This is a genomic window from Variovorax sp. IB41 (assembly GCF_016405905.1).
Lineage (GTDB): Bacteria > Pseudomonadota > Gammaproteobacteria > Burkholderiales > Burkholderiaceae_C > Variovorax.
This window is the reverse complement of sequence record NZ_JAEFCB010000003.1, coordinates 107158-130657: the sequence shown is the minus strand read 5'-3', so window position 1 is coordinate 130657 and position 23500 is coordinate 107158. Positions and strand designations below refer to the sequence as shown.

Annotated in this window: 23 protein-coding genes; 8 read left to right on the top strand and 15 right to left on the bottom strand. The window is 67.7% G+C overall.

Going from position 1 to position 23500, the window contains the following annotated elements; genetic code table 11:
• The first annotated feature begins 18 nt into the window (after nt 1–18).
• Both pbpC and JC881_RS09235 read left to right on the top strand, forming a co-directional pair.
• Nucleotides 19–2424 carry a penicillin-binding protein 1C gene (gene pbpC / locus JC881_RS09240; RefSeq protein WP_233101682.1) on the top strand — a complete coding sequence of 802 codons (2406 nt, stop codon included), beginning with the start codon at nt 19–21 and terminating at the stop codon, nt 2422–2424.
• Between the two features lie 194 nt (nt 2425–2618).
• Nucleotides 2619–3971 (top strand): esterase-like activity of phytase family protein, encoded by a 1353-nt coding sequence (locus JC881_RS09235; RefSeq protein WP_198785421.1) that lies wholly within the window; start codon nt 2619–2621, stop codon nt 3969–3971.
• 99 nt (nt 3972–4070) lie between these two features.
• Here JC881_RS09235 and JC881_RS09230 read toward each other — a convergent pair whose 3' ends face one another.
• Nucleotides 4071–5138: an aldo/keto reductase gene (locus JC881_RS09230; protein WP_198785420.1), complete on the bottom strand. Its 1068-nt coding sequence runs from the start codon at nt 5136–5138 to the stop codon at nt 4071–4073.
• A gap of 131 nt (nt 5139–5269) precedes the next feature.
• On the opposite strand from JC881_RS09230, the gene JC881_RS09225 reads away from it, so the two are divergent.
• A complete protein-coding gene (locus tag JC881_RS09225; RefSeq protein WP_198785419.1) occupies nt 5270–6244 on the top strand; it encodes a LysR family transcriptional regulator in 975 nt (324 codons plus the stop codon).
• Here JC881_RS09225 and JC881_RS09220 read toward each other — a convergent pair.
• The 3 genes from JC881_RS09220 to speD are packed head-to-tail and all read right to left on the bottom strand — an operon-like array spanning nt 6186 to nt 8700.
• Nucleotides 6186–7583 carry an aminopeptidase P N-terminal domain-containing protein gene (locus JC881_RS09220; protein WP_198785418.1) on the bottom strand — a complete coding sequence of 466 codons (1398 nt, stop codon included), beginning with the start codon at nt 7581–7583 and terminating at the stop codon, nt 6186–6188. The two genes, JC881_RS09225 and JC881_RS09220, sit on opposite strands and share 59 nt — an antisense overlap.
• Nucleotides 7580–8293 carry a nucleotidyltransferase family protein gene (locus JC881_RS09215; protein WP_198785627.1) on the bottom strand — a complete coding sequence of 238 codons (714 nt, stop codon included), beginning with the start codon at nt 8291–8293 and terminating at the stop codon, nt 7580–7582. The genes JC881_RS09220 and JC881_RS09215 overlap by 4 nt, the downstream gene beginning before the upstream one ends.
• 26 nt (nt 8294–8319) lie before the next feature.
• On the bottom strand, nt 8320–8700 hold the full coding sequence (gene speD, locus JC881_RS09210) for an adenosylmethionine decarboxylase (RefSeq protein WP_198785417.1): 381 nt from the start codon (nt 8698–8700) through the stop codon (nt 8320–8322).
• Nucleotides 8701–8847: 147 nt separating this feature from the next.
• Between speD and JC881_RS09205 the strand changes: the two genes are divergently transcribed.
• Together JC881_RS09205 and gap are read left to right on the top strand one after the other, a co-directional pair.
• Complete coding sequence (locus tag JC881_RS09205; protein WP_198785416.1) at nt 8848–10950, top strand: transketolase family protein; 2103 nt, start codon at nt 8848–8850, stop codon at nt 10948–10950.
• 61 nt (nt 10951–11011) lie between these two features.
• Nucleotides 11012–12013, top strand: coding sequence for a type I glyceraldehyde-3-phosphate dehydrogenase (gene gap, locus JC881_RS09200; protein WP_198785415.1), 1002 nt, complete (start codon nt 11012–11014; stop codon nt 12011–12013).
• A 68-nt stretch (nt 12014–12081) separates the two neighbouring features.
• Here gap and JC881_RS09195 read toward each other — a convergent pair whose 3' ends face one another.
• The 5 genes from JC881_RS09195 to JC881_RS09175 form a co-directional block, all read right to left on the bottom strand.
• Nucleotides 12082–12675: a hypothetical protein gene (locus JC881_RS09195; protein ID WP_198785414.1), complete on the bottom strand. Its 594-nt coding sequence runs from the start codon at nt 12673–12675 to the stop codon at nt 12082–12084.
• A 27-nt stretch (nt 12676–12702) separates the two neighbouring features.
• Nucleotides 12703–13233, bottom strand: a complete 531-nt coding sequence (locus JC881_RS09190) for a hypothetical protein (RefSeq protein WP_233101669.1) — start codon at nt 13231–13233, stop codon at nt 12703–12705.
• A 149-nt stretch (nt 13234–13382) separates the two neighbouring features.
• Nucleotides 13383–13982 carry a hypothetical protein gene (locus JC881_RS09185; protein ID WP_198785413.1) on the bottom strand — a complete coding sequence of 200 codons (600 nt, stop codon included), beginning with the start codon at nt 13980–13982 and terminating at the stop codon, nt 13383–13385.
• Nucleotides 13983–13997: 15 nt separating this feature from the next.
• Nucleotides 13998–14603, bottom strand: coding sequence for a hypothetical protein (locus JC881_RS09180; RefSeq protein ID WP_198785412.1), 606 nt, complete (start codon nt 14601–14603; stop codon nt 13998–14000).
• Between the two features lie 90 nt (nt 14604–14693).
• Nucleotides 14694–15002: a putative quinol monooxygenase gene (locus JC881_RS09175; RefSeq protein WP_198785411.1), complete on the bottom strand. Its 309-nt coding sequence runs from the start codon at nt 15000–15002 to the stop codon at nt 14694–14696.
• Between the two features lie 115 nt (nt 15003–15117).
• Between JC881_RS09175 and JC881_RS09170 the strand changes: the two genes are divergently transcribed.
• Entirely contained in the window at nt 15118–16446 is a 1329-nt protein-coding gene (locus JC881_RS09170; RefSeq protein ID WP_198785625.1) for an Nramp family divalent metal transporter, read from the top strand.
• 15 nt (nt 16447–16461) lie between these two features.
• Here the strand turns inward: JC881_RS09170 and JC881_RS09165 are convergent, their stop codons facing one another.
• Both JC881_RS09165 and JC881_RS09160 read right to left on the bottom strand, forming a co-directional pair.
• A complete protein-coding gene (locus JC881_RS09165; RefSeq protein WP_198785410.1) occupies nt 16462–16797 on the bottom strand; it encodes a protealysin inhibitor emfourin in 336 nt (111 codons plus the stop codon).
• Nucleotides 16794–17861 carry a M4 family metallopeptidase gene (locus JC881_RS09160; protein ID WP_198785409.1) on the bottom strand — a complete coding sequence of 356 codons (1068 nt, stop codon included), beginning with the start codon at nt 17859–17861 and terminating at the stop codon, nt 16794–16796. The genes JC881_RS09165 and JC881_RS09160 overlap by 4 nt, the downstream gene beginning before the upstream one ends.
• A gap of 284 nt (nt 17862–18145) precedes the next feature.
• On the opposite strand from JC881_RS09160, the gene JC881_RS09155 reads away from it, so the two are divergent.
• Nucleotides 18146–18436: a YciI family protein gene (locus JC881_RS09155; protein WP_198785408.1), complete on the top strand. Its 291-nt coding sequence runs from the start codon at nt 18146–18148 to the stop codon at nt 18434–18436.
• Nucleotides 18437–18572: 136 nt separating this feature from the next.
• Here the strand turns inward: JC881_RS09155 and JC881_RS09150 are convergent, their stop codons facing one another.
• Together JC881_RS09150 and JC881_RS09145 are read right to left on the bottom strand one after the other, a co-directional pair.
• Nucleotides 18573–19637, bottom strand: coding sequence for a pirin family protein (locus tag JC881_RS09150; RefSeq protein ID WP_198785407.1), 1065 nt, complete (start codon nt 19635–19637; stop codon nt 18573–18575).
• A 155-nt stretch (nt 19638–19792) separates the two neighbouring features.
• Nucleotides 19793–20215 (bottom strand): VOC family protein, encoded by a 423-nt coding sequence (locus JC881_RS09145; RefSeq protein ID WP_198785406.1) that lies wholly within the window; start codon nt 20213–20215, stop codon nt 19793–19795.
• Between the two features lie 174 nt (nt 20216–20389).
• On the opposite strand from JC881_RS09145, the gene JC881_RS09140 reads away from it, so the two are divergent.
• Entirely contained in the window at nt 20390–21991 is a 1602-nt protein-coding gene (locus JC881_RS09140) for a CYTH and CHAD domain-containing protein (RefSeq protein ID WP_198785405.1), read from the top strand.
• Between the two features lie 27 nt (nt 21992–22018).
• On the opposite strand, the gene JC881_RS09135 is transcribed toward JC881_RS09140, so the two are convergent.
• On the bottom strand, nt 22019–22495 hold the full coding sequence (locus tag JC881_RS09135; RefSeq protein WP_198785404.1) for an FKBP-type peptidyl-prolyl cis-trans isomerase: 477 nt from the start codon (nt 22493–22495) through the stop codon (nt 22019–22021).
• A complete protein-coding gene (locus tag JC881_RS09130) occupies nt 22492–23463 on the bottom strand; it encodes a LysR family transcriptional regulator (RefSeq protein WP_198785403.1) in 972 nt (323 codons plus the stop codon). Before JC881_RS09130 ends, JC881_RS09135 begins: the two co-directional genes overlap by 4 nt.
• Between the last annotated feature and the right edge of the window lie 37 nt (nt 23464–23500).

The window sequence follows — 23500 nt, the reverse complement described above, 5'->3', positions numbered from 1 at the left end:
CGAGGCAGCGAGACCGTGATGCGCTTCAGCGTGAAGTTGGGAAGGCTCCGCAAGCCCGCGCTGTGGGCGCTGGCGGTTGCCTTCCTGCTCGCGCTGTTGCGCTTGTGGCCGCACGCGCCCCTGAGCGAAACCGTCGGCAGCTCGCGTGCTGTGTACGCGCAAGGCGGCGAGCTCTTGCGCCTCACGCTCGCGGGCGATGAGCAATACCGCCTCTGGGTGCCGCTCGATCGCATCTCTCCAACGCTGGTCGATGCGGTGCTGCTCTATGAAGACCGCCGCTTCTACGCGCATCCGGGCGTCAACCCGGCCGCGCTCGCGCGCAGTGCCTGGCGCATCGCCAGCGGCGAGCGCAGGCAGGGCGGCTCGACGCTCACGATGCAGCTCGCGCGGCGCGTCTACGGCATCGACAGCCGCACGGCGCTGGGCAAAATCGCGCAGATCGGCGCGGCGCTCTGGCTGGAGGCGCGCTTCGGCAAGCGCGAGATCCTCGAGGCGTACCTGAACACCGCGCCCTACGGCGGCAACATCGAAGGCGTGCAGGCCGCGAGCCTCATCTACTTTCGCAAGGACGCCGCCAAGCTGAGCCTCCCCGAAGCGCTGACGCTCGCGGTGATTCCGCAGAACCCGGTCAAGCGCATCGCCGAGCGCGGCCGCAATGCCGAACTGCAATCGGCGCGCGAACGGCTGTGGGCGCTGTGGGCCGAGCGCGACCCGACCGCGAAACAGCACGCGCCCGATGCGCAACTCGCGCTCTCCGCACAGTCGCGCGGCAGCCTCCCCTTTCTCGCGCCGCACGCCACCGACATGCTGCTCGCGCAGGAGCGCGGCGAGTCCGCCGCCGGGCCGCCCCAAGGCGGGCGGCGCCCCCTCGGGGGGCAGCGAGGACACGAAGTGCCGAGCGTGGGGGCTCCACAGAACGAGGTGCGCACCACCATCGACCTGCGCATGCAGGCCACGCTCGAACGCGTGATGGGCCAGTACCTGCGCACGCACGCCGACGTGGGCATGACCAATGCGAGCGCGCTGCTGCTCGATGCCTCGACCATGCAGGTGCGCGCGCTGATCGGCTCGGCCGATTGGCACAACGATGCGATCGCCGGGCAGGTCAACGGCACGCAGGCCAAGCGCTCGCCGGGCTCCACGCTCAAGCCCTTCATCTATGCGCTCGCGCTCGACCAGGGGCTGCTGCATCCGAAGACCATGCTCAAGGACGCGCCGACATCGTTCGGCCCCTACACGCCCGAGAACTTCGACCATCGCTTCGCCGGCCCCCTGCCCGCGCAGGAGGCATTGATCCGCAGCCGCAACATCCCCGCGGTGGCCATCGCCGCGAAGCTCTCGAAACCCGGGCTCTACGACTTCATGCGGCTCGCGGGCGTGCAGAAGCTGCAGAGCGAATCGCACTACGGCCTCGCACTGGTGCTGGGCGGTGGCGAGGTCACGCCCGAGGAGCTCGCGGGCCTCTACGCGACGCTGGCCAATGGCGGCATCTCGCAGCCGATTCGCTACACGCAGCCCGCGCCCGACGAGCGGCCCGCGCAGCCGCTGCGCCTCCTGAGCGAAGAGGCATCGTTCATCACGCTGGACATGCTGCGCCACACGCCGCGCCCCGACACCACGCTGCCCGCGCGCCCCGCCATCGCATGGAAGACGGGCACTTCGTGGGGCTTTCGCGATGCGTGGACCGCGGGCGTGTTCGGCCGCCATGTGCTGGTGGTGTGGGTCGGCAACTTCGACGGCACGAGCAACCCCGCGCTGGTGGGCGTCGATGCGGCCGCGCCGCTCTTCCTGCGCATGGTCGATGCGCTGCGCGCCGAGCGGCTCGACCCCGGCGAAGTCGCGACGCGGCAGCCGGCGGATCTGCGGCAGGTCGAGGTGTGCACCGCGACGGGCGGCCTGCCCGATGCGCTGTGCCCGGTGCGCACCACGACATGGTTCATCGCCGGCAAGTCGCCGATCCAGGTCAGCAACCTGCACCGCGCGGTGTGGGTGGACGAGACGACCGGCAAGGTGGTGTGCGGGCCGCAGCCCAACGCGCGCCAGCAGGTGGTCGAGCAATGGGGCAGCGACATGCGCCGGCTGTTCCGCCAGGCCGGCCTGCCGCGCGCGAGCTTGCCGGCCGATGGCTGCGAGAGAGGCGATGCCTCGGAGACGGCGCCGCTCATCACCTCGCCCCTGCGCGGCGTGCGGCACACGCTGCGCGTGAAGAAGCCCGAGCCGCTCGTGCTGCGCGCCGAAGCAGCCGCGGGCACGCAGGCGATCTACTGGTTCGCCGACGACGCGTTGATCGGCAAGGCGTCGCCCGGCGAAGGCATCACGTGGATGCCCGACATGGCCGACTCGGGCCGGCGCTACGTGCTGCGCGCAGTCGACGACCAGGGCCGCGCCGAGTCACGCGAAGTGACGGTGGACATCGCACCGTAGCGGTCGCATCCCTGGTCTTCAACGACAGAGCCGTTCTCGCTGAGCTTGTCGAAGCGCGGCGCGAGGCTTCGACAAGCTCAGCCCGAACGGTTTTTGTGGACTGATCGCAAACGCACATCGGGCGTCACGGATGTCATGGCCACGTCATGCATCGCCGGCATGGTCACGCGTTTTCGACTTGGACTTTCCCGCTCATGACGCGTCTTGCCTCCCTCTCCTTCATTGCCCTTGCCACCGCACTCGCCTGCGGCGGCACGGCCGCACAGACCGCCTTCCCCGCCACGCTCGCCGGCCACGCGGTGCTGCCCGCGCAGAGCTTCGTCGCCGCGCCCAAGGACGCGCCGGCCGACCTGCAGGCGAGCGGCAAGTTCACCTCGGGCAAGCGCGTCGAGTCGCTGGGCACCGTCGAAGGGCTCTCGGGCGGCCGCGGCACGGGCGTCTCGGTGCCCTTCAAGGGCCAGCCGCTGCAGGGGCACTCGGGCATCAAGAAGATGGACGACGGCTCGTTCTGGATCCTCACCGACAACGGCGCCGGCGCGAAGGCCAACTCGCCCGACTTCATGCTCTACCTGAACCACTACAAGGTGGACTTCAAGAGCGGCAAGTTCAATCGCCTGAGCACGATCTTCCTGCACGACCCGGACAAGAAGGTGCCGTTTCGCATCGTCCACGAAGGCACGAAGCAGCGCTACCTGACGGGGTCGGACTTCGATCCCGAGAGCTTCCAGTTCGCGGGTGGCGCGCTGTGGATCGGCGAGGAGTTCGGTCCCTTCCTGATCATGGCCGATTTGAAGGGCAAGGTGCTCGCGGTGTTCGACACGCAGGTCGATGGCAAGGTCGTGCGCTCGCCCGATCATCCGGCAGTGACGACGCCTGGCGTGCCCGGTGGCGCGGTCGATTTCCAGATCAAGCGCTCCAAGGGCTTCGAAGGCATGGCCTCGTCCAAGGACGGCAGCAAGCTCTACGCGCTGCTCGAAGGCCCGGTGTGGAACGCCGAGACCAAGGACTACGAGAAGCTCGACGGCAAGGAGGCGCTGCGCGTTCTGGAGTTCGACGTGGCGTCCGAGAAATGGACGGGCCGCCATTGGAAGTACCCGCTCGAAGCCAACGGCAACGCCATCGGCGACTTCAACATGATCGACGGCGCCACGGGTCTCATCATCGAGCGCGACAACGGCGAAGGCACGAGCGACAAGGCCTGCCCCGAAGGCCAGAAGCGCACCGACTGCTTCCACGACATCGCGAAGTTCAAGCGCGTCTACAAGATCGAGCTGAGCGATGCGAACGTGGGCGGCGCGGTGCGCAAGATCGGCTACATCGACCTCCTGAACATCGCCGACCCCGACAAGCTCGCGCGCAAACCGCTGAACGACGGCGTGCTGAAGTTTCCGTTCTTCACGATCGAGAACGTCGACGTGATCGACGCCACGCACATCGTGGTCGGCAACGACAACAACCTGCCGTTCTCGAGCAGCCGCGAGCCGAACAAGGCGGACGACAACGAGCTGGTGTTGCTTGAAGTGGGGGCGTTGCTGCAGGCGAAGTAAAAGCCGGGGGCGTCGGCACGGGGTTGGACGAAATCGCGATGCGCGGGCGACGCGCCGCAGCTCAGCCGATGGCGCCGCCGGCGCCGATCACCAGCCGCTTCACGCCGGCCGCCGCACCGAAGCGCCGCCCGACAGCACGCCCTGCGTCGTCGGCAGCGCCATGAAGTCGTGCGGAAAGCCCAGCTTGATGGCGCTGACCGCGTCCAGGCGCTGCAGCGCCGAACTGTCGAGCGTCACGTCGAGCGCGCCCAGGTTGTCCTCGAACTGCGCGAAGGTGCGCGCGCCGATGATCGGCATCACCGTCGGCGCACTGCGGTGCAGCAGCCAGGCCAGCGCGATCTGCGCCGGCGAGCGGTCCTGCTCCTTCGCGATCTGCGCGACCACGTCCGCGATGTCGAGCGAGCGCGCATGCAGCGCGCCGTTGCCGGCCGCCACGTCCTTGCGCGAACCGGTCACGCCGGCGGCGGTGCTTTGCGTGTGGTCGAGGTCGGCGCGCGTGTACTTGCCGGTCAGCACGCCGCTGCCCAGCGGCGACCACGCCATCACACCCAGGCCGAGCTCGTGCGCCATCGGCAGCAGCTCGCGCTCCACGGTGCGCTCGATGAGGCTGTGCTCGATTTGCAGCGCCACCAGCGGCGCCCAGCCGCGCAGTTCGGCCAGCGTCTGCATGCGCGCGACCTGCCAGGCCGGCGTGTCCGAGATGCCCGCGTAGAGCACCTTGCCCGAGCGCACGAGGTCGTCGAAGGCGCGCATCACTTCCTCGAAGGGCGTGAGGTCGTCCCAGATGTGCAGGTACAGCAGGTCGATGTAGTCGGTGCCCAGGCGCTGCAGGCTCGCCTCCACCGAGCGGACCATGTTGCGGCGGTGGTTGCCGCCCGCGTTGGGGTTGCCCGGCTGCATGTTGAGCGAGTACTTGGTGGCGACTACCACCGACTCGCGCCTGTCCGCGATGAACTGGCCGACCAGGCGCTCCGAGCTGCCGTTGGTATAGAAGTTGGCGGTGTCGATGAAGTTGCCGCCGCGCGCCACGTAGGCGTCGAACATGCGGCGCGATTCGCCGGCATCGGCGCCCCAGCCCCACTCCTGGCCGAAGGTCATGGTGCCCAGCGACATGGGGCTGACGCGCAGGCCCGAGCGGCCGAGGGTGAGGTAGTTGTCCAGCTTCATGGTGAATGTCCTTTTCGAGGTGGGCGGCGAGGCGGCTGCATCGCCATGGCCTCGAAGGTAGTGCCGGCATTGATTCGGAAAAAGCCCGCCTGGGCGGATGCTTTGTGAAGCCAGTCTTCATAATTGCAGGCATGTCGCCCGAACTGCTCCCCGCCATCGCCGCCTTCGCGCGGGTGGCCCACCACGCCAGCTTCACGCGCGCCGCGCAGGAACTGGGCGTGTCGCCCTCCGCCCTGTCGCAGACCGTGCGCACGCTCGAGCAACGCCTGGGCGTGCGCCTCCTGGATCGCACCACGCGGCGCGTCGGCGTCACCGAACTGGGCCAGCAATTCCTCGCGGGCGCGGCGCCGGGGCTGGACGCGCTGGCGCAGGCGGTGGAGGGCATCGACGAGGCGCGCGACAAGCCGGCCGGCCTGCTGCGCCTGAATGCCGCGCGCGTGTCGGCCGAGCTGCTGCTCTATCCGCACTTCGGCGACTTCGCGCAGGCCTATCCCGACATCACGATCGAGCTGGTCTGCGACAACCGCATGGTCGACCTGGTGGAAGGCGGCTTCGACGCAGGCATCCGGCTCGGCGAGAGCCTGGCGCAGCACGTGGTGGCCGTGCCCGTGGGCGGGCCGCAGCGCATGGTGACCTTCGCATCGCCGCGCTACCTCGCGGGCCGCACGCTGCCCAGGTCACCCGAGGACCTGCGCGCGCACCAGTGCCTGAACTACCGCCTGACCACGGGCGGCCTCTACCGGTGGGAATACGCACAGGACGGCCGCGCGCTCGATGTCGAGGTGGCCGGGCCGCTGGTCAGCAACGACAGCGACGTGCTGCTGGCGGCCGCGCGTTCGGGCGCGGGAATCATGGTGGCGTTCGAGGACGCGGTGCGCGCCGACTTCGAGAGCGGCCGCCTCGTGCCGCTGCTGGAGCCCTGGTGGCCGACCTTTCCGGGCTTCTATCTCTATCACCCGAGCCGCGCGCAGGTGCCGCGCAAGCTGCGGGTGTTCATCGACTTCCTGCAGGCACGGCATGCGCCGCCGCCGGTGTCGCAGCGCGCCGTCAAGCCCGCATCAACGCCTCGATCTCGTCCGCCTTCACCGGCACGCCGCGCGAAATGAGTTCGCAGCCTGTGGCCGTGACGATCGCGTCGTCCTCGATGCGGATGCCGATGTTGTGGAACTGCTCGGGCACGCCCTCGGCGGGCCGCACGTAGATGCCCGGCTCCAGCGTGAGCACCATGCCCGGCTGCAGGATGCGGCTCGGGCGGTTCTTGATGACTTCGTTGGAGAGCGGATCTTTCCGCTCGCTCACCTCGCCCACCTGCGTGGGCTCCACGTAGCTGCCGCAGTCGTGCACGTCCATGCCCAGCCAGTGGCCGGTGCGGTGCATGTAGAACTGGAAGTAGGCGCGCGAGTCGATCACATCCTGAACGCTGCCGACCTTGTTCGCATCGAGCAGGCCGAAGTCGAGCATGCCCTGCGCCAGCACCCGCACCGCGGCGTCGTGCGGGTCGGTGAAGCGGTTGCCGGCCTTGGTGGCGGCGGCCGCGGCATCCTGGCTCGCGAGCACCAGGTCGTACAGCGCGCGCTGCGGACCGGTGAACTTGCCGTCGGCCGGAAAGGTGCGGGTGATGTCGCTCGCGTAGCCGTCCAGCTCGCAGCCCGCGTCGATCAGCACCAGCTCGCCCGGGCGCAGCGGCGCGGCGTCGGCGCGGTAGTGCAGCACGCAGGCGTTGGCGCCGGCCGCGACGATGGAGTAGTACGCCGGGTACTGCGAGCCGCCGAAGCGGAATTCATGCAGCAGCTCGGCATCCAGGTGGTACTCGCGCACGTCCTTGCCCTCGCGCAGCATGCGCGACGACAGCTGCATCGCGCGCACGTGGGCACGGGCGCTGATCTGCGCGGCGCGCCGCATGATGTCCTGCTCGTGCGCGTCTTTCACCAGGCGCATCTCGTCGAGCGGGCCGCACAGGTCGCGCTGCTCCTCGGGGCACAGCGCGCCGTAGCGCACGCGCGCGCGCACCGACTGCAGCCAGCCGTCGATGCGGGTCTCCAGCCCCTTGTGGATGGCGAACGGAAACCAGACGGTCGAGCGGTTCTCCAGCAGCTTGGGAAGCTTCGCGTCGAGGTCGGTCACGGAGAACGCTTCGTCCACGCCGAGCGCCGCTGGCGCCGCCTCGGGGCCCAGGCGGTAGCCGTCCCAGATCTCGCGTTCCAGGTCTTTCGGCGCGCAGAACAGCGTGGCGCGGCCGTCGCCGGCCAGCACCAGCCAGGCGTTCGGCTCGGTGAAGCCGGTCAGGTAATAGAAGTAGCTGTCGTGGCGGTACAGGAAATCGGTATCGCGGTTGCGCGGGCGCTCGGGCGCGGTCGGGATGATGGCGATGCCGTCCTTGCCGAGGTGCGAGGCGAGGCGCGCGCGGCGCTCAGCGTAGATCGTGGTGGTGTCTGCGGAGGTCATCTTGGCGTGGTGTTCAGTTGGGCAAGCCGTTCGGGGGTTCCCACATCGGTCCAGGGGCCGGTGTAGAGCTCGGCGCTCACGCGTTCATTGTCCATCGCGGCCCGCAGGATCGGCGCCAACGGGGCTTTCACGCCGGCCGGATTGCCGGGCGGGATGCCGCAGTACGGCGGCGCGAACAGGGCGGCGCGGTAGAGGCCGATGGTCGAGAAGGTGTGCTTCTCGGCAGCCTGGTTCAGCGCGAGCCCTCCGGCGGAGAGACCGAAGTCGCCTTTGAGGTTGTGCGCGGGGTTCGGCACCAGCCACAGGTGCGCCAGCTTGCCGCTGGCCAGGAAGCGGTCGACCGAGGCCTGCGTGAAGCGGAATTCCGGCGCGAAGACGTCGCCGGCCGCGACCCAGAACACCTCGCCAAGCAAAGGCAGCGCACGCACGATGCCGCCGGCTGTTTCGAGGGCGCCGCCGAAGTCATGGCCCTCGTCGGAATATGAAATCGATAGCGCGCCATGCCCGTCCAGCAAGGGCGTTGCGCCGAAGCGAGTCGAAATCTGCGCGCCCAGCCAGTCGGTGTTGACGACCAGCTGCGTGAACCCGCCGTCGGCCAGCGCCTCCATCGGCCACTGCATCAGCGGCTTGCCGCGCACTTCGAGCAGGGGCTTGGGTGTGGCGTCGGTCAGCGGCCGCATGCGCTCGCCGCGGCCTGCGGCCAGGATCATCGCCCGCACGGGAGAAATCGCCGTGCTCACGCTGCGATGCGGCCGCGCTGCAGCTCGTTGCGTTCGCTGTGAGTCGGCTGGAACAGCGAGACCAGGCACTCCATCAGCGCATGCGCTTTTGCCGAATGGTCGCCCCCGAAATTGCACACGTACACGTCCAGCGTCACGCCGCGCTGCTCGGGCCAGGTGTGGATGCACAGGTGCGATTCGGCCAGCAGCACCGTGGCCGTCACCCCGCCCGGCCCTTGCGGCGTCGCGGGAAAAGAATGGACGATCTTGCCCACCGCCTGCAGCCCCGCGGCCGATACCGCCTTGAGGCAGACCGCCCCGAGGGCCGCCCCGTCGGTGAGCCATTGGAGACCGCATCGGCAGTCGTGGAGATCGGCGGTGAGGTGCAACCCATGCATGGGTGGCAACTCTAGCAGCCGGCCCGGTGCACAAGAGAACATCGGAAGGGTGTTCTGGGCGTATCGAGGCCGGCCGGGGCTCGCCCGGTAAAATCGCGGGTTCTCCCGCCCCCAACCTTTCCTTTTCCCTCCGAAAGTCCACCGCACATGGCAAACCACGCCCTGATGGCCAACGCAATCCGCGCTCTGGCTATGGATGCCGTCCAACAAGCAAATTCCGGACATCCCGGTGCACCGATGGGCATGGCCGACATGGCCGTCGCACTCTGGGGCGAGCACCTGCGCTACAACCCGGCCAACCCGCACTGGTTCGACCGCGACCGCTTCGTGCTGTCCAATGGCCACGCCTCGATGCTGCTGTATTCGGTGCTGCACCTCACGGGCTACAACCTGCCGATGGAAGAGCTCAAGCACTTCCGCCAGCTGCACAGCAAGACCGCCGGCCACCCCGAGATCGACGTGACCCCCGGTGTGGAAACCACCACCGGCCCGCTGGGCCAGGGCATCACCAACGCGGTCGGCTTCGCGCTCGCCGAGAAGCTGCTCGCGGCCGAATTCAACCGCAAGAGCCACGACATCGTCGACCACCACACCTACGCGTTCCTGGGCGACGGTTGCATGATGGAAGGCATCAGCCACGAAGCCTGCGCCCTGGCTGGCGCCTGGCACCTGAACAAGCTGATCGCGCTGTACGACGACAACGGCATCAGCATCGACGGCCAGGTCAAGCCCTGGTACATCGACAACGTCGCCGAGCGCTTCCACGCCTATGGCTGGCACGTGATCGGCCCGATCGACGGCAACGACGCCAAGGCCGTGTCCAAGGCCATCGCCAAGGCCAAGCAGTCGACGGACAAGCCCACGCTCATCAACTGCAAGACCGTCATCGGCAAGGGCAGCCCGAACCGCGCCGGCACCTCCAAGGCGCACGGCGAGGCGCTGGGCGCCGAAGAAATCAAGCTCACCCGCGACGCGATCGACTGGCACTACGCGCCCTTCGAGATCCCGGCCGAGGTGTACGCCGACTGGGACCACAAGGACGCCGGCGCCAAGACCGAAGCCGCCTGGAACGAGAAGTTCGCCGCCTATGCCGTGGCCTTCCCCGACCTGGCCGGCGAGTTCACCCGCCGCATGAAGGGCGAGCTGCCCAAGAACTTCCACCAGGTCGCGTTCGACACCGTGGTCGCCGCCCACACCAAGGGCGAGACCGTCGCCAGCCGCAAGGCCAGCCAGCTCGCGCTGGAAGCCTTCACGGCGGCGCTGCCCGAAATGCTCGGCGGCAGCGCCGACCTGACCGGCTCGAACCTCACCAACACCAAGAGCACCGCGGCGCTCCGCTTCGATGCGAAGACCGGCGCCGTGGTCATGAACGTGCCGGCCGTGCCGCCCAAGCAAGGCGCCGAAGACGAAGCCAAGCCCGAAGCCCCCGCCGAAGCACCGCACGGCACCATCGGCCGCCACATCAACTACGGCGTGCGCGAATTCGGCATGGCCGCCATCATGAACGGCGTGGCGCTGCATGGCGGCTACATCCCCTACGGCGGCACCTTCCTCACCTTCAGCGACTACAGCCGCAACGCCATCCGCATGGCCGCGCTCATGAAGCGCCGCGTGATCCACGTGTTCACGCACGACTCCATCGGCCTGGGCGAAGACGGCCCGACGCACCAGTCGATCGAACACGCCGCGTCGCTGCGCCTGATTCCGAACCTGGACGTCTGGCGTCCGGGCGACACGGCCGAAACCGCCGTGGCCTGGGCCGTGGCGCTGCAGAACCAGTCGCGCCCGACCGCGCTGCTCTTGAGCCGCCAGAACATCGCCTACGCGCCGAAGAAGGAACTGGGCGACATCAGCCGCGGCGCCTATGTGCTGTCCGAGCCCGAGACCGTGGGCCTCAAGAGCAAGAAGACCGCCGCCGTCATCATCGCCACCGGCTCCGAAGTGCCGCTCGCGCTGGCCGCCCAGAAGCTCCTGGCCGACAAGAAGATCGCCGTGCGCGTGGTGTCGATGCCCTCGACCACCACCTTCGACCGCCAGGACGTCGCCTACAAGAAGGCCGTGCTGCCCAAGAAGATCCCGCGCATCGCCGTCGAGATGGGCTGCACCGGCGGCTGGTGGAAGTACGGCTGCGCGGCCGTCGTGGGCATCGACACGTACGGCGAATCGGCACCGGCACCGGAGCTGTTCAAGTATTTCGGATTCACGGCAGAGAACGTCGCCGCCACCGTGGAAGCCGCTCTGCGGGACTGATCGTCCCCGGCGTTCTTCTTCCCGTCCGATCACGAATTTTTCAACCTTAGGAGCAAGTCAGATGGCTATCAAACTCGGTATCAACGGCTTCGGCCGCATCGGTCGCAACGTGCTGCGCGCAGCGGTGCAGAACTTCAAGAACGACATCGAGATCGTTGCCATCAACGACTTGCTCGAGCCCGATTACCTCGCCTACATGCTCCAGTACGACTCGGTGCATGGCCGCTTCAAGGGCGAAGTGACGGTCGAAGGCAACACGCTGATCGTCAACGGCAAGAAGATTCGCCTCACGCAAGAGCGCGACCCGTCGCAGCTCAAGTGGAACGAAGTCGGTGCCGACGTCGTGCTCGAATCGACCGGCCTCTTCCTCACGAAGGAAACGGCGCAAAAGCATATCGACGCGGGCGCCAAGAAGGTGATTCTTTCGGCACCGTCCAAGGACGACACCCCCATGTTCGTCTACGGCGTGAACGACAAGAAGTACGCCGGCGAAGCCATCATCAGCAACGCCAGCTGCACCACCAACTGCCTGGCGCCGCTGGCCAAGGTGCTGCACGACAAGTGGGGCATCAAGCGCGGCCTGATGACCACCGTGCACGCCGCCACCGCCACGCAGAAGACCGTCGACGGCCCGAGCAACAAGGACTGGCGCGGCGGCCGCGGCATCCTGGAAAACATCATTCCCTCGAGCACCGGCGCCGCCAAGGCCGTGGGCGTGGTGATCCCCGAGCTCAACAAGAAGCTCACGGGCATGAGCTTTCGCGTGCCGACCTCCGACGTGTCGGTGGTCGACCTCGTGGTCGAGCTCGAGAAGGAAGCCACGTACAAGGAAATCTGCGCCGAAATGAAGGCACAGAGCGAAGGCGCGCTCAATGGCGTGCTGGGCTACACCGAAGACAAGGTGGTGGCCACCGACTTCCGCGGCGACCCGCGCACCTCGATCTTCGACGCCGAAGCCGGCATCGCGCTGGACAGCACTTTCGTGAAGCTCGTGAGCTGGTACGACAACGAATGGGGCTACTCGAACAAGTGCCTGGAGATGGTGAAGGTCGTGTCGAAGTAAGGCTTCGCGGCTTCAATGAAAAACGCGCCCTCGGGCGCGTTTTTTCATGGGTCGGATGACAGGGCCGCTCAGCGCAGCTTCTCGTTCCTGGCGATCTCGCTGCTGAGCTCGGTGGCCACCTTGGTCGCAGCGCGCTTTGCGGAGAGACCGAACTCGCCCTTGAACTCGCTGAACTCCGCTTCTCCCCGGCCCGATGCCTTGACGCGGGTGATCTCGGCGCCCGACGGGTCGGTCACGACGCACGACACCTCGGTCGTGAAGTACGTGGGCGGCCAGGTGAAGGGCGACGGCGAGCCCGAATCGGTCTTGATCTCGGGCGTGAACACAAGCGAGGCGCCCGACGTCTGGACGGCACCGGCGTCCGCGGTGGACTTGAGGACAACCACGTCCTGGTAGACCGCGCGCAGCGCATCGCGGATCGACTTCTCCAGGTCACGGTACGGGTAGTAGCTGATCCGGTCGCCGCCGCCGCCTGGCGTCACGGCCTGCAGGGCACGCTGGGCGTCGGTCATGGTGTAGGCCACCTTCTTTTGGATCAGGTTGGCTTCCACGCGCGGCGGCGAGGTGTCGGTGCCGACATTGATGGGATGCGCGCAGCCTGCGAGCACGGCCACCACAGCGAACGCCGTGGCGACGCGAAGGATTCTGGAAACGATGGACATGAAATTTCTTCTCCGGGTTCTGTTTTTTTAGGAAGCGAGGGCGGTGGCGAACTGGGGGTCGGCATACACCTGCCGCAGCAGCGTGCGCACGAGATCCGAGTAGGCGGCCTGCCCTGCAGGGATGGCCACAATGCCCGCGAAGCTCGACTCGAAGCTGGTGTTCGCCTTGTAGGTTTTCTTCAGGCGCTGCACACCTTCGCGCGTGACCTCGATCTGGACCTCCATCACACCTGTGCCGGTGACGATGTTCCCCACGCTGATCTCGTTGTTGAGGATGCGTGCGTCGATTCGCGTGCGCGATTTCGCGTCGTACGCCGACACTTCCTTGAGGTCATTCACCAGCGCGTCCTCGAGATACTTGGCGAATGTGCCGCTGGGCGAAATCAGGCGCGCGCCGCGCAGCGAGAGGTTGTTGACCGGATCGTTCGGATCGGTCGGCTGCACCTTGACCACTGCCACGGGGGCCGGCTTGCTTGCCTTGAGCCGGTCAAGGGCTTCGTAGTCCGCCGCGTAGGGCGGTGCCTTCAACTGTGCGCACCCTGTGGCCAGGACGGCCAAGGCGCAGAAGGCAAATCCATGCATGCGAGTTACTGTCACGCTCTCCTCCTCTATGGGTTGTTTTGGAGACGGAACGGTAACACGGTGCTACGACCGAAGCGCGGTATTTCGTCACACAGACTGCCGCTGGGCCCGACGCGGCAACGCACTCAGCGCAGCTTCTCGTTCCTCCGAATCTCGCTGCTCAGCTGCGAAGTCATCTGCCTGGCCGCACGTCGCGCGGCCAGCCCGTAGTCGCCATTGAACTCGCCGAATTCCGCCGTGCCGTTGCCGCTCGCGCGCACACGCGTGACCTCGGCGCCCGCGGCGTCCGTCACCACGCACGACACCTCGGCCGTGAACGCAGTGGGCGGCCAGGTGACCCATGAGGACGAGCTCGAATCCGTCTTGATCTGCGGCGTGAACACCAGCGAGACGCCCGCTGCTTCGTTGGCCTTCGCATCGCTCGCGGTGCGAACGACGATCACGTTGCGGTAGACCCCGCGCAGCGCATCACGGATGGATTTTTCCAGGTCGCGGTACGGGTAGTAGCTCACGCGGTCGCCGCTGCCGCCGGCGGTCGTGACCTGCAGGTCGCGCTGCGCATCGGTCATCACATACGCGACCTTCTTCGGGATAAGGTGTGCGACGGAGCGCGGCGGCGCCGTCTCCGTGATCATCGTGATCGGGTGGGAGCAGCCGGCCAGGAGGGCAGCGGTTGCCAGCGCGGCAGCCAGGCGGGGCATCGGAGAAGAAAGAAGAAACGACATGGTGCTTCTCCGGCTTTATGGCGCTGACGTGGCGATGGCCGCGACGAATTGCGGATCGGCATACATCTGCCGCAGCAGCGCGCGCACCAGCCTCGGATACGCGGCCTGCCCGGCGGGCACCGCCACGATGTTCGCGTAGCTCGAATCGAAGGCGATCTCGCCGCGGTAGGTCTTGCGCAGCTTCTGCGCCGCATCGCGCGTGACGGTGACCTCCACGTCCATGCGGCCGGTGCCGTTGATCACGCCCAGGTCGAGTTCGTTGACGACGATGCGCGCCGCGATGCGCGTCGGCGCCTTCGGGTCGTAGACCGCGATCTCGCTCAGGTCGCGCATCAGCGCGTCTTCGAGGTACTGCGCGAAGGTGCCGCTGGGCGACACGAGTTTTGCGCGGCGCAGGCTCAGCGTGTTGATCTTGTCGCTGGGGTCGGTCGGCTGCACCTTGGCGACCGCCACCTTGCCGGGGTTGTTGGCCTCCAGGCGATCGAGCGCTTCGTAGTCGGCGGCATAAGGCGGCGCGCCGAGCTGCGCGCAACCGGCCGCAAGCAGCATCGCGGCGCATGCGCCGAGCCTCGCGGCGAAAGCGTGCAGGCGGAAACCATGCGGTCTGAAAACGATCGCCATGTCTCGAGTCCCCTCGTCCGAGATGTCTTCTGCTCCCGGCGCGAAGGTAGCACGCCCCGCGCCGCGCGCGAAGGCCGCTAAGGGAAGAACCTAGACGGGTTCTAGCACGTGGATCAGCTTGCTCTCGACCAGCTCCTTGGTCTTCTCGCCATGGGCTTTCATGTGCGGCGCGACGGCGTGCGCCTGCAGGTGGGCGAGCGTTTCCCACTTCTCGACGACGACGAAAGTGTCGGCCCCGAAGCTCGCCTTCGAGGGAGGAACGCCCTGCGCATCGATCGTCGCGCCGTACTCGATGCAACCCTCTTCGGCCAGCACGGCCGCGCGGTTGGCGGCGAAGGCTTCGAGCAGTTGGGCGCGCTGGCCGGGCTTGGCGTTGATGACAGCGACTACGTGAATCATTGGAATGGCTCCGGATGGTTGTGATGTTGTTGAGTGCGAACGTCGAATCTAAAAGATCCGGCGCCGCGGCGCAGGTCTTGCACGAGACCCGGTGCCCCACCCTATCATCGCGCGCATGTTCTTCCCGCTCCCCCGCACGGCCACTGCGCCCTTCTGCCCTTCCGAAGTCAAGGGCAGCGTGGCGGTTCCGCAGGACCTGCCCTTCGGCAAGAAGCTCTTGCGCTACGCGGGTCCGGGCCTCCTGGTTTCTGTGGGCTACATGGACCCGGGCAACTGGGCGACCGACATCGAGGCGGGCTCGCGCTTCGGCTACGGCCTGCTCTTCGTGGTGCTGCTCGCGAGCCTGGCGGCGATGCTCTTGCAGACGCTGTGCGTGCGGCTCGGGCTGGTCGCACAGAAAGACCTCGCGCGCGCCTGCCGCGAGCACTATTCGCCGCGCGTGAACCGCTTCCTCTGGCTCGGTGCCGAACTGGCCATCGTGGCCTGCGACCTCGCCGAGGTGCTGGGCAGCGCGCTCGCGCTGCACCTGCTGTTCGGCGTGTCGATCCCGGTGGGCATTGCCATCACGGCCTTCGACACGCTGCTCGTGCTGGGCCTGCAGGGCGCGGGCTTCCGGCGCGTGGAGGCCATCGTGCTCGGGCTGGTGGGCACCATCGCGGGCTGCTTCATCGTGGAGCTCGCGATGTCGCAGCCCAACTGGTTCGGCGTGGCGATGGGCTTTGCGCCGAGCTTCGAGCGGCTGCAGCAGCCGGGCGCGCTGTACCTTGCGATCGGCGTGGTCGGCGCCACCGTGATGCCGCACAACCTGTACCTGCATTCGTCCATCGTGCAGACGCGGCTCATCGCCGACACCGATGCGGCGCGCCGCGAGGCGGTGCGCTTCTGCACGCTCGACGCGGTGGTGTCGCTGTCTCTCGCGCTCCTGGTCAACGCGGCCATCATGGTGCTCGCGGCCAGCGCGTTCCACGCGACCGGCCACCAGGACGTGACCGAGATCGACGATGCCTACCGGCTCATCGAACCCATCGTGGGCAGCGCGTTCGCGGCCACGCTGTTCGGCATCGCGCTGCTGGCCTCGGGCCAGAGCTCGACCTTCACCGGCACCATCGCGGGCCAGATCATCATGGAAGGTTTTCTCGACCTGAAGATCCCCTGCTGGCAGCGGCGCCTCCTCACGCGCGCGCTGGCGCTCGGCCCGGCGTTCTTCGGTGTCTGGTGGTTCGGCGATGGCGGCGTGGGCAAGATGCTGGTGCTCAGCCAGGTGGTGCTGAGCTTCCAGCTGCCCTTTGCGATGTGGCCGCTGATCCGTTTCACGAGCAGCCGCAGCATGATGGGCGGCTTTGCCAACGGCCCGGTGGTGAAGCTGCTGGCCTGGGGCCTTTTCGGTGTGATCGGCGCGGCCAACGTGTGGCTGATCGGCTCCGTCGTCCTCGGCAAGGGCTGAGGACAAAGCGCAAGGTCAGCGGCGCTTGCCCGCGTCCTTCCACAGATGCACCAGCGCCGCGGGCGCCTCGGTCTCGGGCACGTCGAAGCTGACCGAACTGGCGGTGGCCGTGTTCTCCATCACCACCTCCACGCGGTAGACGCGCTGGTCGCCGCCCGGCGATGTGGCGCCGCTTTCCTCGGCATGCGGCATGGCGCTTTGCAGCGCGTCGTCGATCTGCCGGCGCAGCTCCTCGGTGCAATCGCCCAGCTGGAAGCTGCGCGGCCGTGCGAGGCCCGGCATGTAGGCAATGCCGCCCTCGCGCGTTACGCGCACGACGGTGGCTTCGGTCAGGGGCGGCAGGTGGATCATGATGCGGTGACTCCCACGGTGTTCCATGCGGCGATGACCGCCTTGTGCGCCGCGCTGCCGGCGCCGAAGCGTTTGGCCGCGGCGCTCACGGTCAGCTCGGCGAAGGCGGCGAAATCGGCGTCCTGCTTCAACCGGCGGTCGCACACGGTGTCGTACCAGATGCGCCCGGCCGTCTCCCACGCCGGGCCTTCGATGGCGGTCGCGGCGAGATGGAAGGCGCGGTTCGGAATGCCGGAATTGATGTGCACGCCGCCATTGTCCTGCCGCGTGACGACGATGTCTTTCATGTGCGCGGGCTGCGGGTCCTTGCCGAGCACCGGGTCGTCGTAAGCGGTGCCGGGCTCGGCCATCGAGCGCAGCGCGCGCGCCTTCACCGTTTCCTTGAAAAGCCCCGCGCCCACCAGCCAGTCGGCCTGCTGCGCGGTCTGCTGGAGCACGTGCTGCTTGACCAGCGCGCCGAACACGTCGCAGATCGATTCGTTGAGCGCGCCCGACTGGCCCTGGTAGACCAGCCCGGACTCGTGATCGATCACGCCGTGCGTGAGCTCGTGGCCGATGATGTCCACGGCAATGGTGAAGCGGTTGAACACCTCGCCGTCGCCATCGCCGAACACCATCTGCGTGCCGTTCCAGAAGGCGTTGTCGTAGTCGTTGCCGTAGTGCACGCTGCCCGTGAGCGGCATGCCGGCAGCGTCGATGGAGTCGCGCGCGTAGATGTCGTGGTACAGGCGCCAGGTGGCGCCCAGGGCGTCGTAGGCCTCGTCGACCGCGAGGTCCTTGCTGGCCGCCTGGCCTTCGCTGCGGATCAGCTTGCCGGGCAGTTGCGTGGTGTTGCCCGCGTCATGGATCTTGCGCTCGGGCGAGCCGCGTTTCGCGTACTGCGGCGCGGGGCTCGACGACACCTTGGGCGCGAGGAATTCGCGCAGTCCGCGGTGCTCGCGGTCGATCATCAGCGTGTTGGCCGCGCGCGCGCTGACCGGTGCATCGGCGTGCGCCGCGAGCCGGTCCAGCAGGTACGGCGGTACGAAGCTGGGCGGCAGGATCGGTGGCGGGCGAAGCGGCATGAGCAGGTCTCCGGTGAGCGGTCGGCGATGAAAAATACGGTAGCAGAAAGCCGCAGGCGCGGGCCGTGGCGGTTTCTCTTTCCAGTTGTCAGCGAACCGCTCGCCGCAGAACATGACCCACCAGATCCGCGAGGAAACCGCCAGATTCGCGAAGTTGCTGAAAGAAGGCGGCGTGGCGATCGAATAGCGCGCAGGCGTTCGGTTACGCACGCGCACACTCTCGCGCGGTGGGTACCCCGCCAAGGCATAGGATTGGGGCTTTCCGTATTCACGCCATCCTGCCCATGTTCATCGTCACCCTCACCTACACCCGCCCCCTGGCAGAAGTCGATGCGCTGATGGACCCGCACATGGTCTGGCTCAAGAAGCACTACGAGAGCGGCCTCTTCGTGGCGTCGGGCCGGCAGGTGCCGCGCACGGGCGGCGTGATCCTCGCGCGCTCAGGCGACCGCGAGGCGCTCGAAGCGGTGCTGGCGCGCGACCCGTTCGTGCAGGGCGGCGTGGCGCGGATGGACGTGACGGAATTCGTCCCCAGCATGACCGCCCCGAGCATCGAGGTCATCAAGACGTTCTGATCGACCTCGCCCCAGAACATCGAGCTCGCCCCCAGGCTCCGCGCACTTCGTGTCGCTTCGCCAACCCCTACCGGGGGCAACACCTGCGGCCCGGCGAAGCCGGTTCCGCGGTGTTTCGCGACAAGACCCCCGGGTCTTACGTCGCTGCCGGCACTTCCTCTCGGCCGCCCGGGTGCCGCGCAAAGCGCGCGGCCTTGGCGTCGTGCACCGGCGCCGAGTCGTCCCAGGGCCAGCCGCCGAACTGCGTGCGGCGGTAGTCGGCCATGGTCTGGCTGATCTCGGCCTGGGTGTTCATCACGAAAGGGCCGTACTGCGCCACCGGCTCGGCAATCGGGCGGCCCTGCAGCACGAGGAACTCGCTCTCGTCGTCGCCGTTGACCAGTTCGACAGCCGCATCCGCGCGCAGCTCGACCGCCACCGGCCCTTCGATGCGCTCGCCGCCGATCTGCGCGGCCGCGCCCTTGAAGAAATAGAGCATCCGCCGCGTGCCCTCGCCCGTGGCGGGCGGCAGCGTCCATTGCGCGCCGGGCGTCATCTTGATCGTCCAGATCGCCACGTCGGCATCGGCCTCTGCAGCCCATGAAGCGGGCGGCGGCGCGAGCGGCTGGATCGGATCCTGGCCGTTGCCGGCGTCGCCGAGCCGGCCCGCGATGACCGCCACCTCGGTGCGCCCGCCCTTCGCGTCGTCCGAGGCGAAGCGCGGAATCGCGTCCGACCAGAACATCGTGAAGTGCGGCTCGGCCATCTTGTTCTTGGCCGGCAGGTTGAGCCAGATCTGGAAGAGCTCCAGCGGATTGGGCGCGGCCGCGTCCAGCAGCGGGAACATCTCCGAATGCACGATGCCCTTGCCGGCAGTGAGCCACTGCACGTCGCCGCCGCCGAAGCGCGCGGTGGCGCCCAGCGAATCGGAGTGATCGACCAGGCCCTTGCGCACGATGGTCACCGTCTCGAATCCGCGGTGCGGGTGCGAGGGAAAGCCCGGCACCGTGTCGCCGTGGTACATGCTCCAGCCGTCCTTGCGGCTGAAGTCCTGGCCGATCTGGCGGCCCGCGAGCGAGGCCTCGGGGCCCATGCGGCCGTTGGCCTTGGGGTAGGCGTCGTCGTGATAGACGCAGAACAGGAACGGGTCGATCGTCTGCCAGGGAAAGCCGAGCGGCTTGACCTGGACGATGGGACCCTTGTTGTTGTTGTTGTCGGACATGCGGCTATTCCTTTCCATGGGGGGCTCGGCCGATGATGCCGTGCCAATGGATGGAATATCGGGGCGCCTGCGCCTTCCGGTAGGGGCCTTCCCTGCAACAGTGAAGAGCGCGTATGGAACGATGGGCATGGCTCTTGTTCCTCAGCGCCGGGGCGTCAGGGGTTCTGGTGCTGGACGACCGCGTTCGGGTCCATGTACATCAGCTCCCAGAGGTGGCCGTCGATGTCCTGGAAGCCGTGGCCGTACATGAAGCCGTAGTCCTGGGGTTCGCGCGGCGTGGTGCCGCCGGCGGCCACCGCCTTGGCGACCAGCGCGTCGACCTCGGCGCGGCTCTCGCACGACAGGCACACCAGCACCTCGGTGCTGGTGCTCGTGTCGGTGATGCTCTTGGTGGTGAAGGTCTTGAAGAAGTCCTCCACCAGCAGCATCGCGAAGATGCTGTCCTTCTCGATCACCATGCAGGCGGCATTCGCATCGGTGAACTGCGCGTTGAAGGTGTAGCCCAGCGCGGCGAAGAACGTCTTGGTCTTCTCGAGGTTCTTGACGGGGAGGTTCACGAAGATCTGCTTGTTGGCCATGATGTTTCCTGTGTCGATGAAGGGTTGGATCTGGAGGTTTGCCGGTGTGTTGTGTACACCGTCCACAAACGATAACAAAGAAAATGGACGGCGTCCACATGATTTTTCGAATCTTTGTTTTTGCCCGGTCGGGCCCTCGGGAGATTGCGTGGCGCCCGAAGAAGGCGGGGCATCATGGCCGCCATGGAAATCGAGTTCAAGTTTGAGATTCCGGCCAACCGGCTGCAGGCCGTCGAGGCGGCGCTGCGGCGCGGCACCGTCGTGCGCACCCGCCTGCAGGCGCGCTATTTCGACACCGCCGACCAGGCGCTCGCCGCCGAGGGCATCGTGCTGCGCCTTCGCAAGGAGGGGCGGCGCTGGGTGCAGACCGTCAAGGCGACGGGCGACAACGCGCTGCACCGTCTGGAGCACAACGTCGAACTCGGCACCGCCGCCGCATCACCGAGCATCGACCCGCAGCGCCACCAGGGCACGCTCGTGGGCGACCGGCTCACCAAGGCGCTGGCCGCGAGCGGCGCGCCGCTGGTCGAGCGGCAGTCCACCGACATCGTGCGGCTCACGCGCGACGTGCGCGTCAGCGGGCCCGGCGCCGCGGTCGTGGAGATGGCGCTCGATGTCGGCAAGGTCGTGGCGCACGCCGGCACGCCCGAGCAGTCCGAATCGCCCGTGTGCGAACTGGAGCTCGAACTCAAGCGCGGCGACGTGCAGGGGCTCGTGGCGCTCGCGCGCCGCTGGTCGCACCAGCACGGGCTGTGGTTCAGCACCGTGTCCAAGGCCGAGCGCGGCGCGCGGCTGCTGGCGAAGGTGGAGGTCGTGGCGGCCGTGAAGGCCGAGACACCGCGCTTTCCCGAAGGCAAGGACAAGCTCGACGGCCGCGCGATCCAGCAGGCCATCGTCGCGTCGTGCCTCGCGCAGATGCTGCCCAACGCCAGCGAGATCGCGGCGGGCAGCACCGATGAAGAGCAGATCCACCAACTGCGCATCGGCATCCGGCGCCTGCGCACCGCGCTGCGCGAACTGGCGGGGCTCAATGCGGGCAGCGGCCATTTCGACGCGGCCCGATGGGAGCCGCCGCTGGTCGACGCCTTCCGCGCGCTCGGCGACCTGCGCGATCGCGAACAGGTGGTGAAGCTGGCGCAGCCGCAACTGCGCGAAGCAGGGGCGCCGGAGTTCGATCCGCTGGCGGGCGGTGACGCGGCGGCGGTCGATGCGCCGTCGTCGGGCGACATCGTCCGCGCGCCGGCATTCCAGTCGGTGCTGGTTTCGCTGATCGGCTTCACCGCTGCAGCGCCGGAGCCAGAAGCCGCGCCGAAGGCCTCCGACGCCGAAACGACCGACGAAACCCCTCCGGCGCCGGCCCCGATGAGCCTGAACGACGCCCGCCGCTTCCTGCGCAAGCGCCTCCAGCACCTGCACAAGCAAGCGGTGCGCGACGGCAAGCGCTTCGAGTCGCTCGACACCGAAAGCCAGCACCGCGTGCGCAAGCGGCTCAAGCGCCTGCGCTACCTCGCGGAGTTCGTCGCCCCGCTGTTCGATGCCGATGAAAAGTCGTCGTCAGCCGCCGAGCGCTACCTGAAGCACCTGCGCCCCGCGCAGGACGCGCTGGGCGAATTCAACGACGAAGCCGTCGCGCTCGCGCTCTACCGCGAAGCCACCGAGCGCGATGGGCGCGCGTGGTTTGCGGTCGGCTGGTTCAGCGCGAGGCATGCGGTCCATGCAAAGACATGCCGCAAGGCGCTGAACGGGATCGACGAGGCGCCGCGGTTCTGGAAGTAGCCGGCGCGCGCCCGCCGAGCTTCGATCTCAGTGATGGTGCCCGTGTGCACCATGCACATGCCGGTGCTCGATTTCCACCGGCAGCGCCGCGCGCACGTCCGTCACCTGCAGGCTGAACTTCAGCGCCTTGCCGGCCCACGGGTGGTTGCCGTCGAGCAGCACGACCGGGCCCTTGATCTTGGTCACGGTGAAGACGTGCTCGGTGCCGTCGTCGAGCCGGCCCTGCAACTGCCCGCCCACCTTCACGCCCGGAGGAAATTCGGTCTTGGGGATGGTGCGCACCAGCGCCTCGTCGCGCTGGCCGAAGGCGTCTTCGGGGGCGAGGTTCAGCACGGTCTGGAAGCCCTTTTCCTTGCCGTCGAGCGCTTCCTCGATCTTGGGCAGCGTGTTTTCGTAACCACCATGCAGGTAGGCCATCGGCTCGGGGCTGGCTTCGATGAGCTTGCCCTGGGCGTCGGAGACTTTGTACTTGATGGTGACGACGGTGTCTTTTTCGATTTTCATCGGGGCATTTTCTGTGGAAATCGATTCGCCGTTGGACCCAGGTTTTCCCACGACTTGAACGCCGCCGGCAGCGTCTCCTCCGTGCTGAGCTTCTCCATCACCATCCCGATGAACGCCGACACCGCCAGCGGCAGGTGCTTGCGGCTCGGATACAGCACGCTCAGCCCATGCCCCGTGCGCTGGTACTGCGGCAGCACCGGCACCAGCCGACCAGCTTCCACATCGAGCCGCCCCATCGATGGCGGCAGCAGCGCGATCCCCAAACCAGCCACCGCGGCCTTGCGCAACGCCTGCGCCGTATTCCCGCTGAAGCGCCCGGTGACCTGCACTTCCTCGTCCACCCCATCGGGCCCGGTCACGCGCCAAGTCGCCCGGCCGCTCGGATGCGCCGCCGTCACGCAGTCGTGATCCGCCAGGTCCTGCAGCGTCAGAGGCGCGCCGCGCGCGGCGATGTACGCGGGGCTCGCCACCATCCCGTCCGTGCGCGGCCCCAGCAGTTTGCGGCCGACGAAGCCTGAATCGGGCAGCGCTCCGCCGCGAAACGCCACGTCGATCTGGTCGGCGATCAGGTCGGCCTTCGCGTCGCTCAGCACGAAATCGACGCGCACCAGCGGATTCGCCGCCAGGAAATCCGCCACCCACTCCATCGGAAAGAAATCGAAGAAATCCGCCGTCGCCGCCACGCGCACGAGCCCGCTGGGCTCCTGGCTGCCGGTGATCAGCTCCTGCCCGGCGTCGATCAGCCCGTCGACGGCCCCCGCGCAGCGTTCGTGAAACGCCTCGCCCGCGCTCGTGAGCGTCAGCTTGCGGGTCGAGCGCTGCATCAGCCGGGTGCCCAACTGCGCCTCGAGCTGCTGGATGCGCCGGCTCACGGTGTTGGGCGGCAGGCCCAGGCGCCGGGCGGCTTCGGCAAAGCTACCGTGGCGCACCACCTGCACGAACATGGCGATGTCGTTGAGGTCGAGCATGGGTGGATTCCTTCCAAGAATGGACGAGTGCAATCCG